The organism is Sedimentitalea sp. XS_ASV28 (assembly GCF_041224545.1).
Lineage (GTDB): Bacteria > Pseudomonadota > Alphaproteobacteria > Rhodobacterales > Rhodobacteraceae > Sedimentitalea.
In genome coordinates this window covers 1-14,861 of the sequence record NZ_JBGFGP010000162.1, presented here as the reverse complement: position 1 = coordinate 14,861, position 14,861 = coordinate 1, and the positions used below count along the sequence as shown (strand labels likewise).

General features: G+C 62.8%; 17 protein-coding genes and 1 pseudogene. 6 read left to right on the top strand and 12 right to left on the bottom strand.

Translation table 11 applies throughout. The features are described from left to right. Positions 1-15 precede the first annotated feature (15 nt). Genes AB9K34_RS17570 through AB9K34_RS17555 form a run of 4 tightly spaced genes read right to left on the bottom strand, consistent with a single transcriptional unit; the run spans position 16 to position 2,918 of the window. Positions 16-618 carry a pyridoxamine 5'-phosphate oxidase family protein gene (locus tag AB9K34_RS17570; protein WP_369955726.1) on the bottom strand — a complete coding sequence of 201 codons (603 nt, stop codon included), beginning with the start codon at positions 616-618 and terminating at the stop codon, positions 16-18. Then, a complete protein-coding gene (locus AB9K34_RS17565; RefSeq protein ID WP_369955725.1) occupies positions 605-1,345 on the bottom strand; it encodes a lysophospholipid acyltransferase family protein in 741 nt (246 codons plus the stop codon). Before AB9K34_RS17565 ends, AB9K34_RS17570 begins: the two co-directional genes overlap by 14 nt. Further along, complete coding sequence (locus AB9K34_RS17560; protein ID WP_369955724.1) at positions 1,345-2,238, bottom strand: cell division protein FtsX; 894 nt, start codon at positions 2,236-2,238, stop codon at positions 1,345-1,347. The genes AB9K34_RS17565 and AB9K34_RS17560 overlap by 1 nt, the downstream gene beginning before the upstream one ends. Positions 2,239-2,240: 2 nt before the next feature. Beyond that, a complete protein-coding gene (locus AB9K34_RS17555) occupies positions 2,241-2,918 on the bottom strand; it encodes a cell division ATP-binding protein FtsE (RefSeq protein WP_369955723.1) in 678 nt (225 codons plus the stop codon). A gap of 185 nt (positions 2,919-3,103) precedes the next feature. On the opposite strand from AB9K34_RS17555, the gene AB9K34_RS17550 reads away from it, so the two are divergent. After that, complete coding sequence (locus AB9K34_RS17550; RefSeq protein ID WP_369955722.1) at positions 3,104-3,859, top strand: zinc-ribbon domain-containing protein; 756 nt, start codon at positions 3,104-3,106, stop codon at positions 3,857-3,859. On the opposite strand, the gene AB9K34_RS17545 is transcribed toward AB9K34_RS17550, so the two are convergent. The 6 genes from AB9K34_RS17545 to argH form a co-directional block, all read right to left on the bottom strand. After that, the gene (locus AB9K34_RS17545) at positions 3,842-6,376 is read right to left on the bottom strand and encodes a TIGR02302 family protein (RefSeq protein WP_369955721.1); all 2,535 of its coding nucleotides are present in this window, start codon (positions 6,374-6,376) and stop codon (positions 3,842-3,844) included. The two genes, AB9K34_RS17550 and AB9K34_RS17545, sit on opposite strands and share 18 nt — an antisense overlap. Positions 6,377-6,410: 34 nt before the next feature. Further along, positions 6,411-7,676 (bottom strand): diaminopimelate decarboxylase, encoded by a 1,266-nt coding sequence (gene lysA, locus AB9K34_RS17540; RefSeq protein ID WP_369955720.1) that lies wholly within the window; start codon positions 7,674-7,676, stop codon positions 6,411-6,413. Between the two features lie 40 nt (positions 7,677-7,716). Next, positions 7,717-8,034, bottom strand: coding sequence for a DUF2834 domain-containing protein (locus AB9K34_RS17535; protein WP_369955719.1), 318 nt, complete (start codon positions 8,032-8,034; stop codon positions 7,717-7,719). 87 nt (positions 8,035-8,121) lie between these two features. Further along, entirely contained in the window at positions 8,122-8,334 is a 213-nt protein-coding gene (locus tag AB9K34_RS17530; protein ID WP_369955718.1) for a hypothetical protein, read from the bottom strand. Positions 8,335-8,354: 20 nt separating this feature from the next. Continuing rightward, positions 8,355-8,576: a hypothetical protein gene (locus AB9K34_RS17525; protein ID WP_369955717.1), complete on the bottom strand. Its 222-nt coding sequence runs from the start codon at positions 8,574-8,576 to the stop codon at positions 8,355-8,357. After that, the gene (gene argH / locus AB9K34_RS17520) at positions 8,558-9,946 is read right to left on the bottom strand and encodes an argininosuccinate lyase (protein ID WP_369955716.1); all 1,389 of its coding nucleotides are present in this window, start codon (positions 9,944-9,946) and stop codon (positions 8,558-8,560) included. The genes AB9K34_RS17525 and argH overlap by 19 nt, the downstream gene beginning before the upstream one ends. A gap of 25 nt (positions 9,947-9,971) precedes the next feature. Here argH and AB9K34_RS17515 point away from each other — a divergent pair, with 25 nt between their 5' ends. After that, positions 9,972-10,541, top strand: coding sequence for a TlpA family protein disulfide reductase (locus AB9K34_RS17515; RefSeq protein ID WP_369955715.1), 570 nt, complete (start codon positions 9,972-9,974; stop codon positions 10,539-10,541). Between the two features lie 23 nt (positions 10,542-10,564). Here the strand turns inward: AB9K34_RS17515 and AB9K34_RS17510 are convergent, their stop codons facing one another. Continuing rightward, entirely contained in the window at positions 10,565-11,149 is a 585-nt protein-coding gene (locus tag AB9K34_RS17510) for a DNA-3-methyladenine glycosylase I (protein WP_369955714.1), read from the bottom strand. Between the two features lie 144 nt (positions 11,150-11,293). Between AB9K34_RS17510 and AB9K34_RS17505 the strand changes: the two genes are divergently transcribed. The 3 genes from AB9K34_RS17505 (at position 11,294) to phbB (ending at position 14,269) form a co-directional block, all read left to right on the top strand. Beyond that, on the top strand, positions 11,294-12,136 hold the full coding sequence (locus tag AB9K34_RS17505; protein WP_369955713.1) for an EAL domain-containing protein: 843 nt from the start codon (positions 11,294-11,296) through the stop codon (positions 12,134-12,136). A gap of 136 nt (positions 12,137-12,272) precedes the next feature. Further along, entirely contained in the window at positions 12,273-13,448 is a 1,176-nt protein-coding gene (locus AB9K34_RS17500; RefSeq protein ID WP_369955712.1) for an acetyl-CoA C-acetyltransferase, read from the top strand. Positions 13,449-13,546: 98 nt separating this feature from the next. Beyond that, positions 13,547-14,269: an acetoacetyl-CoA reductase gene (gene phbB / locus AB9K34_RS17495; RefSeq protein ID WP_369955711.1), complete on the top strand. Its 723-nt coding sequence runs from the start codon at positions 13,547-13,549 to the stop codon at positions 14,267-14,269. 67 nt (positions 14,270-14,336) lie between these two features. Here phbB and AB9K34_RS17490 read toward each other — a convergent pair whose 3' ends face one another. Beyond that, positions 14,337-14,462 (bottom strand): hypothetical protein, encoded by a 126-nt coding sequence (locus tag AB9K34_RS17490; protein WP_369955710.1) that lies wholly within the window; start codon positions 14,460-14,462, stop codon positions 14,337-14,339. A 112-nt stretch (positions 14,463-14,574) separates the two neighbouring features. Between AB9K34_RS17490 and AB9K34_RS17485 the strand changes: the two are divergent. Further along, positions 14,575-14,721, top strand: a pseudogene (locus tag AB9K34_RS17485) (LysR family transcriptional regulator); the annotation flags it as partial. Positions 14,722-14,861: the final 140 nt, after the last annotated feature.

Sequence of the window (14,861 nt, the reverse complement as noted above, 5' to 3'; positions counted from 1 at the left end):
CAGGTGCGCGTGGGTCTACCAAAGCGTCTTGGTCGCGCGCGCGGTCCAGGTCCGGTCATATTCCTTGCCGTCGATTTCATCATCGGTCATCTCGGCAAGAATATCCCCGATCGTCGGCAGTCCGGCCCGATCATCCCGCTGCCAAATCCCCGCCCGCAAGAGCGCACGCGCGCATTGGCAATAGATCTCGTCAATCGAAATGACGATAACCGTCGTTGGCAGGCGGCCCTTGCGTTCGAAGCGACCGCGCAGTTCTGCGTCTGCAGTCAACCGGGCGCTCCCGTTGACACGAATGACGGTGTTGGAGCCGGCCACCATGAACATCAGCGAGACACGACCGTCCTTTACGATATTGCGCAGTGAATCCAGACGGTTGTTGCCGTGCCAATCGGGCATCGCCAGGGTTCCGGGGTCAAGCTCCTGCACCACGGGTCCGTCATCGCCACGGGGGCTGCCATCGGTGCCCCCTTCGCCAACCGTGGTCAGCACGCACAGCCGCGAAGCCATAATCCATTTGCGATAGGTGGGCGTCATCCGCCGCGCGACCTTGCGCAACGCCGGCTCGCTGGGCGTGCCGTACAACGCCTCTAGCGCCTCTATCGTATCAATCTGCTCCATCCGGATCGAACCCCGCTTCGCGCATCAATTCATCTGAGCGTGCTTCCACACGTTCTTCGAGCTTACGCATAAATTCGTTGCGATCCAGTCCCGGTGCAATCGGTTCGAGGAATTCGACAACCGCCAGTCCGGGCTTGCGCATGATCCCCTTGCGTGGCCAGAACAGCCCGACATTGGTGGCCACCGGCACACAGGGTTGGCCCAGTTCCTTGTAGAGCACGCCACTGCCCACCTTGTAGGGCTTCCTGTCGCCGGGTGCGACACGTGTGCCCTGTGGATAGATGATGAGCTGTCCGGGAGTGCTGAACTCCTGCGCCACGTCCTTGACCATCTTGGCGACGGCGGCTCCGCGACGGCCACGGTCGACCGGTACGCAGCCCAGCCGTTTGGCATAAAGCCCGATGAACGGCGTCCACAGCAATTCGCGCTTCATGATGAACTTGGCATGCGGCACCGCGTCAAAGATCAGCAGGATATCGAGAAACGACTGATGCTTGGCCGCGACCATCACCTCGCCAGAGGGAACCGTCCCACGCACCTCGCCGTGAATGCCCACCATCCAGCGTGTCAGGACGAGAGTTGTGCGGGCATATATCTTGCAGGCCCGCAAGGCGCCGCGCTTGGACAGGATTGCATAGGGTGTGAACAGGATTCCAAGGACAGCCATCCAGAAATAGATCACGATGATGAAGACGAGGGATCGCACCCATTGCACCGCATGCATCATCAGCTGAACTCCGCCAGTTTCTGCCGCGCCGCGATCCCCGTTGCGACAAACGCCACCACCACCGTAACGACCGGGACCGCAAGCGGCGCGAGCCAGCCAAGACCGCCGAACCCGATTTCTGTCAGGAAACCCTGGGTTTCGCCGCCCGGCGGCAACAGCAGAACCGCAAGTACGCCAAGCACCATGCCTGCGCTGGAGCCCACAAGCGCCCGTACTGTCAGCCGCCGCACGAAAGCACCGGCAACAAAGCGATCCTCGGCGCCGACAAGGCGCAGGACCTCGATCACCTGCGCATTCGCCGCCAGCGTCGCGCGCGCCGCCAGCGTCACGGTCGCGGCCATGGTTCCGGTAATCAGCAACAGCGATATGACCCCCAGTCGCCGCAGCCCCCGCGCAGCGTCCACGATCGGCGCGCGCCAGCCACTGTGATCATCAAGGACTGCGCCCGGAACCTCGTCGTTCAGCCGCTGTTGCAGCGCGTCGGTATCGTATCCGGGCCTCTCGGCGATCACTTCGATCAGCTGCGGCAGCGGCAAATCCCCGAGGGGCAGGTCGTCACCCAGCCACGGAGCCAGCAGGGCTGACTGTTCCTCGGCCGTCAATGGCCGCGAACTGGCGATTCCCGGCGTTTCAGCCAGGATGTCGAGCACCGCCGCCGTGCGGGCCTCGCGCTGCTCCGCGTCACCAGAAATGCGCAGTGTCGCGCTCTGTGACTGGGCTTCGGACCAGCGGTCGGCCACGCGGTCGGCCGTCATTGCCAATGCCAGGGCGAATACCGCAAGAAACCCCATCGCAGCGGCGACAAACAGCGTCAGATGCGAGGTGGTCCCGCTGGGCGGGACGACCCGGTCGCTCCGGGCATCGCCGGACAGAAGGCCGAAAAAGAGTCGCATGTTCACAGATCGGCCCCCGCCAATTGCACCTGTTTGTTCGAAATGCGCAGAACCCGGGCCTGAACCTCGGACTTGGCCGCGCGGATCAATGACATGTCATGGCTGGCAATCAGAACGGTCTTGCCCATGCTGTTCAGGTCCACCAGCAGGCGCAGCAGGCGTTGGGACATGTCCCAGTCGATATTGCCTGTCGGCTCATCCGCGATGATCACGTCCGGAGACAGGATCACCGCACGCGCCAGCGCGGCACGTTGCCGCTCGCCGCCCGACAACTCGGCGGGATAGGCATCGGCGCGCTCGGACAACCCGACCCATCCGAGCAGATCCGCCAGATTCTGCTGTTCCTGCGCCAGATCGCGACCGGATACCGTCAGCGGCAATGCGATATTGTCAGCGACAGGCAGGTGGTCAAGAAAGCGGCAATCCTGATGCACCACGCCGATACGACGGCGCAGGGTCGCCATATCGTCCCGCGTCGCCGCGGCGACGTCATCGCCAAAGGCAAGGATTCGCCCCTTGGTGGGGTTGAGCGCCCCGTAGCAGAGTTTCAGAAATGTCGTCTTGCCCGATCCGGACGGTCCGGTCAGAAAATGAAAGGACCCGGCAGGCAGGGACAAGGATACATCGCCAAACAGCGCGCCCCCACCATAGTCGAATCCCACCTGCTCCAGATCTATCAAGGCCAATCTCCTGTCAATTACCGCCTTGTGCCTTACCGTCGGGACAGTTTCAATGCCATGCCGATTCGCCACGTTTCCGCGCCGTTGCGCATGAGAAATTCGCCCTTTGCGAACCCTTGCCGAAACACATAAGGTTGCGGCACAAGATCAATCCGGCAGGCAGTGACAGGATCAGGAGGGGCAGCATGCGTCTAACATGCCCGAATTGCGGCGCTCAGTACGAAGTGCCCGACAAGGTGATTCCGCCAAAGGGCCGCGACGTTCAATGCTCCAACTGTGACACTTCCTGGTTCTTTGCCCATCCCAATCCGCTGATGCGCGCCGAGCCCGACCTGCGCGCTTCGTCCGCCTCGTTCCTGGACGACGATCCCGCCGACGAGGCCAAGGCGCCACCCGCACCGCCCCGACGCAAGCTCGACCCCAGTGTCAGCGCCATCCTGCAACAGGAAGCCGAGCGCGAAACCCGCCTGCGCAGCCGCGACCGCGCCGAAGCCACGGACAGCCGGCCCGCCGCCGCGGATCGCGCCGACGCCGAAGCCTCCGAAACCGCGCGCAAGGCCCGCGAGCGCATGGCCCATATAAGGGGGGATGCCGCCGCATCTGCGGCGTCGCAGGACAGGCCCGGTCGGCAAGGCGGCAAGCTTCCGAACATTGACGAGATCAATTCGACCCTGCGCAGACCGGGCGAGTCCGCTTACGATAATTTCAGCCACGCGCCGGCCGCGCGCGGCAGCACCGGGTTCATGCGCGGCATCACCCTGACCATCCTGCTCGCGGCGCTGCTCGCGTTGGCATATACCAATGCCCGCACCATAACCGAGGCCGTGCCGCAAACAGCATCCTACATGGAGCTCTATGTCGCCAAGATCGACGAAGGACGGGTCTGGCTCGACACCGTATTCAAGAAGTTCATGTCAGGTGGATCAGAACCGCTCGAGTAGCCGCTGAAGATAGTTGCGTTCGACTTCGGGCCGGTCGCCCTCGCCCGAACGGCGGCGGATTTCATCCAGCAACTCGCGGGCGCGGCGGTAGACATCTTCGCCCTGCAACAGGTTTTCGGGCGTGCCGAGCGATCCGTTCGAACCGCTTTCGCGCCCCAGCGGGTCGCGGTTCCGTGCCTCCATATTGCCCTGCGTGCTGCCTTGGCCCGGCTGGCCCTGCTGCTGTGCCATCGCTTCACCGAGCGAGCGCATTCCTTCGCGCAGCGCCTCCATCGCCTCGGATTGCCGGTCGATCGCGTCGGCGTAATCGTCCTGGCGCAAGGCTTGTTCCGCGCCATCCATCGCGCGCCCCGCCCGGTCCAGCGCGTCGCGCGCGGCCTCGCCTTCGGGTGTGCCGGCACCGGGCAGATTGCCCTGCTGACGCTGCAATTCCTCGCGCAGAGCCTGTTGCCGATCCGCGAGCGAGCCTTGTTCCGCACCGGATGGCTCGCCTTGCCCGCCCTGCCCCTCGTGGCTCTGTCCCTGTCCCTGGCCTCCGTTGCGACCCTGATTGCCCTGGTTTTCGCCAGCCTGCGCGCCGGGATTGAACTGTTCCTGCAAATCGCGGAAGGCCTGATCGCTCAGCCCCTGCTGTTCGCGCAGGGTTTCGACCAGACCTTCCATCGCCTGCTGGCCCTCGGACTGGCCGCCCTGGCCTTGTCCCTGGGTGACGCGCATGTTCTGCATCATCTGCTGCAATTCCTGCAACGCCTGTTCCGCCTCTGCCATGCGCCCCTGTTCCATCAACTCCTGAATCCGGTCCATCATGCGTTGCAGATCGTTCTGGGTCATCTGCATGGCGTTCTCAGAAGGTTGCCCCTGCTGGCCCTGTTCCCCCTCCTGCTGGGCCTTCCGCGACAACTGGCGCATGTATTCGTTGGTGGCGTCGCGCAGTTCCTGCATCAGGTCGGCTATTTCCTGATCGCTGGCCCCGTTCTTCATCGCTTCGCTCAGCCGCTCCTGGGCACGGCGCAGACGTTCCAGCGCATCGCTCAGATCGCCCTCTTCCAGCAATACCGCCAGAGCCCAGAGCGCCTCCGAAATCTCCTCCTGCTGCGCGGTCTTGAGCCCATGGGCCGTGAACGTCTCCAACCGGCGCAGGATCACGCGCAGCCGCAGATAGGCTGTTTCCGAGCGGAACAGCGACTCCGGCCGATGTGAAATCGCGCGTAGAATCTGCGCGACACGCGCCGCGTTCTCGCGCGTCCAGAGCAGATCGCGGCGTTGCTCGATCACCGCAGCCGCCAGAGGATCAAAGAACCGGCGGGCCGGCAGCACCATTGGCGACGGGTCGATCTCCGTGACATGCCCCGCCGCATCCTCGGCCGAGAGCCGGACCGTGACCGGCAGGTTCGCAAAAGGATGTTTCGAGAAATCCTCGATCAGCGTTTCCGTGAACATCCGTCGGTCGCCCGCAATCGGCATCGGCAGCGGCACCGCCACGGCCTCTCTGGGTTCGGGATCGGGGGCGAGCCCGTAGCGACGGTCCACCGCCGCGATGTCCAGAGCGATCACAGCCTGTCCTGCGACAACCCCGTAGTCGTCGCTGGCGGTAAAGGGCAATGTCATCTCGCCCGTGGCCTCCGCCTCCGCCGGGCCCGCCATGGCGATCTGCGGCGGTGTGTCGTCGATGATCTCGACCCGCCAGCTCTGTCCACCCCCCCCGGAAATCTGGATGGTGCCGTTGCGGACAACAGTGAAATCCTGCACCGGATCGGAACCGGTTTCTTCTTCTGCGGTTCTGGCCGACACGGTTTCGGCCAGCCTCAGCGCGCCAACCTCACCATAGAAACGCAGGGTGATCCGGCTCCCTTCGGGCACCTGCAGGGTTTTGCCGGTCAAGTCATTGAGATACAGCGTCGGCTTGCCGGTATAGCGCGGCGGCTCGATCCAGCCCTCCCAGGACGGACCGCTTGCCAAATCAGCCCCGCCGGGCGTCATCTCGGCGACGCTGCCGATCCGCCATACCGAACCGAAAAGCAACGCGACCAGCAGCGCCAGCAACGCAACATAGCGCAGCGCAAACGGATCCCGGCGCGCGAGTTTCAGGTCTGGCGCAGGTGCCCGGGCGGTCGCCGCCCGTTCCGCCATCCGCGCCTGGTGCGCCCGCCAGAGCGCCGCGGATCGCGAGTCTTCCGCCCCGATGGCCTGCTCGTCCAGCAGGGCACGTATCGGACGCCCCGGCAAGGTTTCATCCAGCCGCGCCAGTGCCTCGGCCCGGGTTGGACAATGAAACCGCAGGACACCATGCACCAGCGCCGCGCAGGCGCCCAGCATCGCAACCGCCCCGCTCACCCACACCGCCTCGACCGGAACGAGATCCTGTATCCCGAGTATCAGCAGCGCCAGAACCAGCAACACCAGGCTGATCAGCGGCCAGAAACAGCGCAACACCCGTTCGGCCAGCATGCCCGCGCGCGTCAATGCCAGGGGCATACGCACCGCATGCAGGGCCGGGGGGAGTGTATGTCTGGCCATCACGGTCTCCGAGTGGCCAGATCGCCGGATTGCGTCAAAGCCACCCGGGGATGGTATCGCGATTTATCATTTCGTCAAAGGTCGGGCGCGGGCGGATGACCGCAAATTGATCGCCCTTCACCAGAACCTCGGGTATCAGCGGTCTCGCGTTGTATTCGCTGGCCATCACCGCGCCATAGGCCCCCGCACTTCGAAACGCGATCAGATCCCCCGCAGCCAATGGCGGCAGACCGCGCTGTCTTGCGAAGGTGTCGCCGCTTTCGCAAACCGGGCCGACGATGTCATAGGGTCTTTGTTCGACACCGGCCTCGGGTTCGAGCACCGGCACGATATCGTGATGCGCATCGTACATCGCCGGTCGGATCAGATCGTTCATCGCACCGTCCACGATCAGGAAATCGCGGCCTTCGCCCGATTTCAGATAGATCACCCTGCTGACCATGATACCGGCATTGCCGGCGATCAGGCGACCCGGCTCGATCTCGATCTCGCAACCCAGATGGCCGAGCGTACGCTTGACTATCGCGCCGTATTCCAGCGGCAGCGGCGGCGCCTGGTTGCTGCGCGTGTAGGGGATGCCAAGCCCGCCCCCCAGATCGAGGCGGCGGATATCGTGACCATCCGCGCGCAAGGTTTCGGTCAGATCCGCGACCAGCCTGTAGGCCTGCTCGAACGGGGCCAGATCGGTGAGCTGGCTGCCGATATGCACGTCGATGCCGACAATCTCGATCCCCTGCATGCGCCCCGCGAGCGCATAAACCTCGCGCGCGCGGGAAATCGGAATGCCGAACTTGTTTTCGGATTTTCCGGTGGCGATCTTGGCATGGGTCCTGGCATCCACATCCGGATTGACCCGGATGGTGATCGGCGCGACCTTGCCCAGCGACAGCGCAACAGTGTTCAGCGCCGCCAGCTCGGGCTCGGATTCGACATTGAACTGGCGAATGCCGCCCTCAAGCGCCGTGCGCATTTCGTCTGTCGTCTTGCCGACACCGGAAAACACAATCTTTTCCCCCGGTACCCCGGCGGCGCGTGCGCGCAGGTATTCGCCGACCGAGACCACGTCCATGCCGGCCCCGGCCTGCGCCAGCGTCTTGAGGATCGCCTGGTTCCCTGCCGCCTTCATCGCATAGCAGACAAGATGCTCCGTGCCCTCCAACGCCTCGTCAAACAGCGCATAGTGACGCAACAGCGTCGCGGTGGAATAGAGGTAGAACGGGGTTCCGACGGCGGCAGCGATCTCGCTCACCGGCACATCCTCGGCGTGAAGGGCGCCGTCCTTGTAGAGAAAATGGTCCATGTCGGCCTCATAGCAAAACCCGCGCCGGGATCAATGCGTATCAGCCAGACGGGCGCGACCTCAGAAACAGGTAGAGCGGCAGGCCGCAGCTGACACCGATGCAAAAGGTCGCCGGAATCGCGATCAGTCCCGCCCAGGCACGGCGGGCCACGCACTCGGCGACGATGAAAACCGTCAGGGCAATCGCCGCAATCGTCAGATCCCAGACCAGCCCGCTGCTGGCGGCGTTGACATGCCAGGCCTGAACCAGCGCGCCGAGATCAAAACCGTTCTCTGCGAACCAGAACAGAAAGTAATACATCGGATGTATCGCCCCCCATACGGCGAGGGCCAGATAGGTCATTCGCAATGCGCTCATTCGGTGTCTCTCCCAAGGGCCGGTCGGGCGTGCCGCTCTGCATCCCACGGAGGACCTAGCACGGAACCGAGCGAGGGCAACTCGCGCTCAGAAACCGAGAAACACCGCGAATGGACCCTGCGCTATGCCAACCCCGCCATAGGCGCCGCCGCCAGTACCGACACCGATGCCGACATTGACCGCAGGTTGTGCCGTTGCGGGCTGCGGGGGCTGCACGATCAACTCGCCATCCGGCCCCACCAGAGGCGGATCGGGTTCGCACCCTGCCAGCAACAGAAGCACCAGCAGAGATGAACCCAACGCACGCATACCCGACCCCGCTATTCCGGCAGCACCGGGACAAGCTGAATGGGCATGTCCTCAAATGGCGTTGCATTCCGCGTGATGCTGATCCCGGCCCGCGCTTCTCCGGATACCCGGATACCGGTTTCTTTCTGCGGCTTCGGCGGCGGTGGCGTCGGTTCTCCATCCACGCCACAGCCGACCAGCAAGAGCGTACAGAGACCGACAAGACAGGATTTCATCATGACTTTGTTTTCCATCGTTCGATCTGTGCCCGAACCTGGGCGGGCGCGGTTCCCCCGTATGACATGCGCGAGTTTACCGAATTTTCAACGCCAAGGACACCAAATACGTCCCCGGTGATCGCCGGATGCACCGCCTGCATGTCAGCCAGGTCAAGCTCGGGCAGGTCACAGCCCCGCTGCTCGGCAACGGCGACGAGCGATCCGGTGACGTGATGCGCATCGCGGAACGGCAGGCCCAGAACCCGCACCAGCCAGTCGGCAAGATCGGTCGCGGTTGAAAAGCCCGAACCGGCGGCCGCCGCGAGTGACTCGCGGTTGGCCGTCATGTCCCTGACCATGCCTTCCATCGCCGCGAGCGCCAGCATCCAGTTGTCAGCGGCGTCAAACACCTGTTCCTTGTCTTCCTGCATGTCCTTGGAATAGGCCAGCGGCAATCCCTTCATCACCATCATGAGCGCCGTGTTCGCACCGAAAATCCGCCCGATCTTGGCCCGGATCAGCTCTGCCGCATCGGGGTTTTTCTTTTGCGGCATGATGGACGAGCCGGTCGAGAACCGGTCAGACAGCGTGACAAAGCGGAACTGCGCCGAGGACCAGATCACCAGCTCTTCGGCCATCCGGCTGAGGTGGATGGCGGAAATGGAGGCCACCGACAGGAATTCGAGCGCGAAATCCCGGTCGCTGACCGCATCGAGCGAATTTGCCGACGGGCGGTCGAAACCGAGCGCCGTCGCGGTCATGTCGCGATCTATGGGAAAGCTGGTGCCAGCCAGCGCCGCCGCCCCGAGCGGACATTCGTTCATCCGCGCCCGCGCGTCGCGCACCCGCGACAGGTCGCGTCCGAACATCTCGACATAGGCCATCATGTGATGACCCCATGTCACCGGCTGCGCGGTTTGCAGATGGGTAAAACCCGGCATGACCCAATCCGCCCCTGCCTCGGCCTGCGCCAGCAACGCGTCGATCAGCGCGCGCAGACCGGATTCCGCTGCATCCAACTGGTCCCGGACCCAGAGCTTGAAGTCGGTCGCCACCTGATCGTTGCGCGATCGGCCGGTGTGCAGGCGGCCTGCCGGCTCGCCGATGACCTGTTTCAGGCGCGCCTCGACATTCATGTGGATATCCTCCAGCGCGGTGGAATATTCGAATGTTCCGGCCTCGATCTCTGACAAAACGGTGAGCAGCCCTTCACGAATGGCCGCCGCATCGTTATCGCTGATCACACCCGTCGCCGCCAGCATCGCGGCATGGGCACGCGACCCGGCAATATCCTGCGCCGCCATCCGCTTGTCGAACCCGATAGAGGCATTGATTGCCTCCATGATCGCGTCCGGTCCGGCGGCAAAGCGGCCGCCCCACATCTGGTTCGAGGTCGTATCGGTCATTATTTGGAAACCCTTCGGAGGGGACATGAGAAAACTGTTGTTCGGGTTCGTTTATACGGCCCTTGCGCTCTGTGCAAATATCGCCGCCGCGGACACCGCCGCGCTTGAGGCGCTGCGCGAAGGCGACATGAAAAAGCTGGTCTTCCATGCCGATCCCAGGCCGGTATCCGACGGAGAGTTCATGCTGGCCGATGGCGCGGGCACCGGCACCCTGGCCGATTACCGTGGTAAATATGTGCTCCTGAATTTCTGGGCGACCTGGTGCGCGCCCTGCCGCAAGGAAATGCCGATGCTCTCGGCACTTCAGGACGAATTCGGCGGCGACGCGTTCGAGGTCGTCACGCTCGCTACCGGGCGCAACTCGCCTGTCGGCATCCAGAAGTTCTTTGACGAAATCGGCGTCACCAACCTGCCCCGCCATCAGGATCCGAAACAGGCGATCGCCCGCGACATGGGCGTTCTCGGCCTGCCGATCACGGTGCTGATCGACCCCGAAGGCAACGAAATTGCCCGGCTGCAAGGCGATGCGGACTGGAATTCCGACAGCGCCAAATCCATTCTCGCCGCGATTTTGGATACCGCACCCGAAGGATGATACTGCAGACCGGCCCCAGCGGTTCAGAGCGGAGGCCGGTTACTGGCCATCCGGGCCACCTCTGCATGGCGCGGGCAGGTCACGAGATGATCGTTCACCATGCCGACCGCCTGCATGAACGCATAGACGATGGTGGGGCCGCAAAAACGGAATCCGGCCTTTTTCAGATCTTTTGAAATCTGCACCGACAGCGGCGTCTGGGCGGGAACCTCGGCGAGGCTCTGCCAGTTGTTCTGTATCGGGGTCCCACCCACATAATCCCAGAGAAACCTGTCAAAACCCTGGGCCTGCTCGATCTTCTGCCAGACGCGGGCGTTGCCGATTGTCGCCTCGATCTTGCCGCGATGCCGGATGATGCCCGCATCCTGCAGCAGGCGCAGAACCTCCTCCTCGCCCCAGCCGGCGATGATATCGGGATCAAAGCCCTGAAACGCCGCGCGAAAATTCTCGCGCTTTTTAAGTATCGTGAGCCAGCTCAGCCCGGCCTGAAAGCCGTCGAGGATCAGTTTCTCCCAAAGCGCACGGCTGTCATATTCGGGCACACCCCAATCCGTGTCGTGATAATCCTTGTAGATCTGTTCTGACCCGACCCAACCACAGCGTTCCATCGCACCCTCTTCATCCTCTATATGACGGATTTGAACCAGTTTCCGCGAAAAAGCGAGGCTTAAGACGTTTTTCACCACTGTATCCGATGCTGCCCGTGCCGCAGCGACACGCGGCTGTGACAATGCCCGAGCGAGGAGAGCGCCATGTCGAGACGTCGCAGGATCAAGGCCGACATTCCCGAAGGCGGCCACAGCCCGGTCGATGCGGTCGTCACCGCACGGGAATCGCACGCGCTCGAGATGGTGAAGCACGCCATTGCAACCAATCAGACGATGCTGGCCTTCCAACCCGTCATGCAGGCGCGTGCGCCACGCAAGACCGCCTTTTACGAAGGGCTTATCCGGGTGCTCGATCAGAGCGGGCGCGTCATACCCGCGCGAACCTTCATGCCGGAAATCGAGGCGACCGAACTGGGCCGGGAAATCGACTGTATTGCGCTTGAAACCGGGCTGCGGACGCTGGCCGCCAACCCGTCAATCCGTCTGTCGCTGAACATGTCGGTGCGTTCCGTCGGTTACAAGCGATGGATGCGCATCCTGGACCGGCACCTGAAAAAGAATGCATCTGTCGGCGAGCGGCTCGTTCTCGAAATTTCGGAGCAATCCGCAATGACCATGCCGGAACTCGTCGTCGATTTCATGGACCACCTGCAGGATCGCAACATCGGCTTTGCGCTGGACGATTTCGGAAACGGGGCGCTGGTGCTGCAATACCTGAACGACTTCTATTTCGACGCGGTCAAGCTCAACGGACCTTTCATGCAAAATCTCGCCGACAACCCCGACAACCAGTGTATCGTCCGTGCCCTTGTCTCGGTTGCGAAACAGTTCGACATGCTGGTCATCGCCGGTGCCGTCGAACGTCAGCGCGACGCCGATTTCCTGATCTCCTCCGGCGTCGATTGCCTGCAAGGTCACCTGTTCGGCGCGCCCACGGTGCGACCGCCATGGATACCGCAGCCGGCCCAACGTCGCGCTGCGACCTGAGACACACTGTCAGTTGCTGGCCCGGCGTCAATCCTTTATGTCCGATGCGGAAGTGGGGGTTTCGCGCGTCGGTTGCGCTTGCTTGTGCAACCGTTAATGATCCTCATATCTGCACGCTGGCAAAGGATTTGCGAAAATGACGAACGTAGTAATTGCATCTGCAGCACGGACCGGGGTTGGCAGTTTTGGCGGATCTTTCGCCAACACGCCCGCCCACGATCTGGGTGCCGCGGTACTCGAGGCCGTGGTCGAGCGCGCCGGGATCGACAAAGCAGAGGTCTCCGAAACCATTCTCGGACAGGTCCTGACCGCCGCGCAGGGACAGAACCCCGCCCGCCAGGCCCATATCAATGCCGGCCTGCCGCAGGAAAGCGCAGCCTGGGGCATCAACCAGGTCTGCGGTTCGGGGTTGCGTGCCGTCGCTCTGGGTGCGCAGCATATCCAGCTCGGAGATGCCGAGATCGTGGCCGCCGGCGGCCAGGAAAACATGACGATGTCACCCCACGCCGCCAGCCTGCGTGCCGGCCACAAGATGGGCGACATGAAATATATCGACACCATGATCCGCGACGGATTGTGGGACGCCTTCAATGGCTATCACATGGGCCAGACCGCCGAAAACGTCGCGGAAAAATGGCAGATTTCGCGCGAACAGCAGGACCAGTTCGCCGTCGCCAGCCAGAACAAGGCCGAAGCCGCGCAAAAAGCCGGCAAGTTCGTCGACGAAATCGTTCCCTTCACCATCAAGACCCGCAAGGGCGACATCGTGATGGACAGCGACGAATACATCCGCCACGGCGCAAATCTCGAAGCCATGGCAAAAATGCGCCCGGCCTTCACCAAGGACGGTTCGGTCACCGCCGCCAACGCGTCGGGTCTGAACGACGGGGCTGCGGCCACCTTGTTGATGTCCGCCGAGAACGCCGAAAAGCGCGGTATCGAACCACTCGCGCGGATCGTGTCCTATGCAACCGCCGGCCTCGATCCGTCGATCATGGGCGTCGGTCCGATCTATGCATCGCGCAAGGCGCTGGAAAAGGCGGGATGGTCCGCCGACGATCTTGACCTCGTGGAAGCGAACGAAGCCTTTGCCGCGCAGGCCTGTGCCGTGAACAAGGACATGGGCTGGGATCCCGAGATCGTCAACGTCAACGGTGGCGCGATTGCCATCGGCCACCCGATCGGTGCATCGGGCTGCCGCGTCCTGAACACCCTGCTCTTCGAAATGAAGCGCCGCGATGCCAAGAAGGGTCTCGCCACGCTCTGCATCGGCGGCGGCATGGGTGTCGCCCTGTGCGTCGCGCGCGATTGACAGAATGACGTGTCACGGCCCCCTCGAAGGGTCGCGCCGTGACACACGAAAGAAACCATAAAAAAAACCAACGAACCCTGATTTTGGAGGAGATACACATGTCCAGAACCGCCCTCGTGACCGGCGGCAGCCGAGGTATCGGCGCCGCAATTTCCAAGGCGCTGAAAGCCCAAGGCTACAACGTCGCCGCAACCTATGCCGGCAACGACGAAGCCGCTGCGGCCTTTACCGAGGAAACCGGCATCAAGACCTACAAGTGGGATGTCGCGAACTACGAATCGTCCAAGGCGGGCATCGCGCAGGTCGAAGCGGACCTCGGCCCCATCGACGTCGTGGTCGCGAATGCGGGCATCACCCGTGACGCGCCCTTCCACAAGATGTCGCCGGAACAGTGGCAGCAGGTGGTCGACACCAACCTGACCGGCGTCTTCAACACCGTCCACCCGATCTGGCCCGGCATGCGCGAACGCAAATTCGGCCGCGTGATCGTGATCAGCTCGGTCAACGGTCAGAAAGGCCAGTTCGCACAGGTCAACTATGCCGCGACCAAGGCAGGCGACATCGGCATCGTCCGCTCCCTGGCGCAGGAAGGCGCGCGGGCAGGCATCACCGCGAACGCGGTTTGCCCGGGCTACATCGGTACCGACATGGTCATGGCCGTGCCGGAAAAGGTCCGCGAGAGCATCATCGCGCAAATCCCCGCCGGTCGTCTTGGCGAGCCGGAAGAGATTGCCCGCTGTGTCGTTTTCCTCGCCTCCGATGACGCGGGCTTCATCAACGGCTCGACGATTTCCGCAAACGGGGCGCAGTTCTTCGGCTGATCGGCAGCGAGCACATCGCAAACCGAAAAAACGATCAGGGGCCGGTCCGCCAGGGCCGGCTCCTTTTTCATACCGTCCGCTGATGACGGCGCGGCAACAGCCTGCGCCAGAGCGCAAAAAACAGACGGGCGCGGTCTTCGTGTGCCTTCAGGAAGATAAGGCGCATTTCGGGGCTTGTGGTGCTTTCCAGCATGGCGTGCCTCATATGATTCAGAAAATCTGTCTGCGACACCTAATATGAGTTGCGCGGATAAAAGGCACAAACGAGGCTTTTCAATCCTTCAGACAAGTATTACTTAACTGGCATGGCCGATCGCCTGCCCCCTCTCACCGCATTGCGCGCCTTTGATGCCGCCGCGAGGCACATGTCATTTGCGCGCGCGGCCGAAGAGTTGAATGTCACGCCGGCTGCGCTGTCCTTTCAGATAAAGTCGTTGGAAGACCATCTGGGGTGACCTGCCCCCCGCGAAATCCCTCATCATGATGTAGAGTCTGCCCAACCTTGAAGGAGCAGACGAATGCGAAAGAGCCGTTTTACCGAGGCGCAGATTATCGGGATGATCAAGGAGCAAGAGGCGGGCATGCCGACGGC

Coding starts and splice junctions, on each gene's coding strand:
- AB9K34_RS17570 (WP_369955726.1), bottom strand. CDS start 618: ATGGAGCAGATTGATACGATAGAGGCGCTAGAGGCGTTGTACGGCACG.
- AB9K34_RS17565 (WP_369955725.1), bottom strand. CDS start 1,345: ATGATGCATGCGGTGCAATGGGTGCGATCCCTCGTCTTCATCATCGTG.
- AB9K34_RS17560 (WP_369955724.1), bottom strand. CDS start 2,238: ATGCGACTCTTTTTCGGCCTTCTGTCCGGCGATGCCCGGAGCGACCGG.
- AB9K34_RS17550 (WP_369955722.1), top strand. CDS start 3,104: ATGCGTCTAACATGCCCGAATTGCGGCGCTCAGTACGAAGTGCCCGAC.
- AB9K34_RS17545 (WP_369955721.1), bottom strand. CDS start 6,376: ATGGCCAGACATACACTCCCCCCGGCCCTGCATGCGGTGCGTATGCCC.
- lysA (WP_369955720.1), bottom strand. CDS start 7,676: ATGGACCATTTTCTCTACAAGGACGGCGCCCTTCACGCCGAGGATGTG.
- AB9K34_RS17535 (WP_369955719.1), bottom strand. CDS start 8,034: ATGAGCGCATTGCGAATGACCTATCTGGCCCTCGCCGTATGGGGGGCG.
- AB9K34_RS17525 (WP_369955717.1), bottom strand. CDS start 8,576: ATGGAAAACAAAGTCATGATGAAATCCTGTCTTGTCGGTCTCTGTACG.
- argH (WP_369955716.1), bottom strand. CDS start 9,946: ATGACCGATACGACCTCGAACCAGATGTGGGGCGGCCGCTTTGCCGCC.
- AB9K34_RS17515 (WP_369955715.1), top strand. CDS start 9,972: ATGAGAAAACTGTTGTTCGGGTTCGTTTATACGGCCCTTGCGCTCTGT.
- AB9K34_RS17510 (WP_369955714.1), bottom strand. CDS start 11,149: ATGGAACGCTGTGGTTGGGTCGGGTCAGAACAGATCTACAAGGATTAT.
- AB9K34_RS17505 (WP_369955713.1), top strand. CDS start 11,294: ATGTCGAGACGTCGCAGGATCAAGGCCGACATTCCCGAAGGCGGCCAC.
- AB9K34_RS17500 (WP_369955712.1), top strand. CDS start 12,273: ATGACGAACGTAGTAATTGCATCTGCAGCACGGACCGGGGTTGGCAGT.
- phbB (WP_369955711.1), top strand. CDS start 13,547: ATGTCCAGAACCGCCCTCGTGACCGGCGGCAGCCGAGGTATCGGCGCC.
- AB9K34_RS17490 (WP_369955710.1), bottom strand. CDS start 14,462: ATGCTGGAAAGCACCACAAGCCCCGAAATGCGCCTTATCTTCCTGAAG.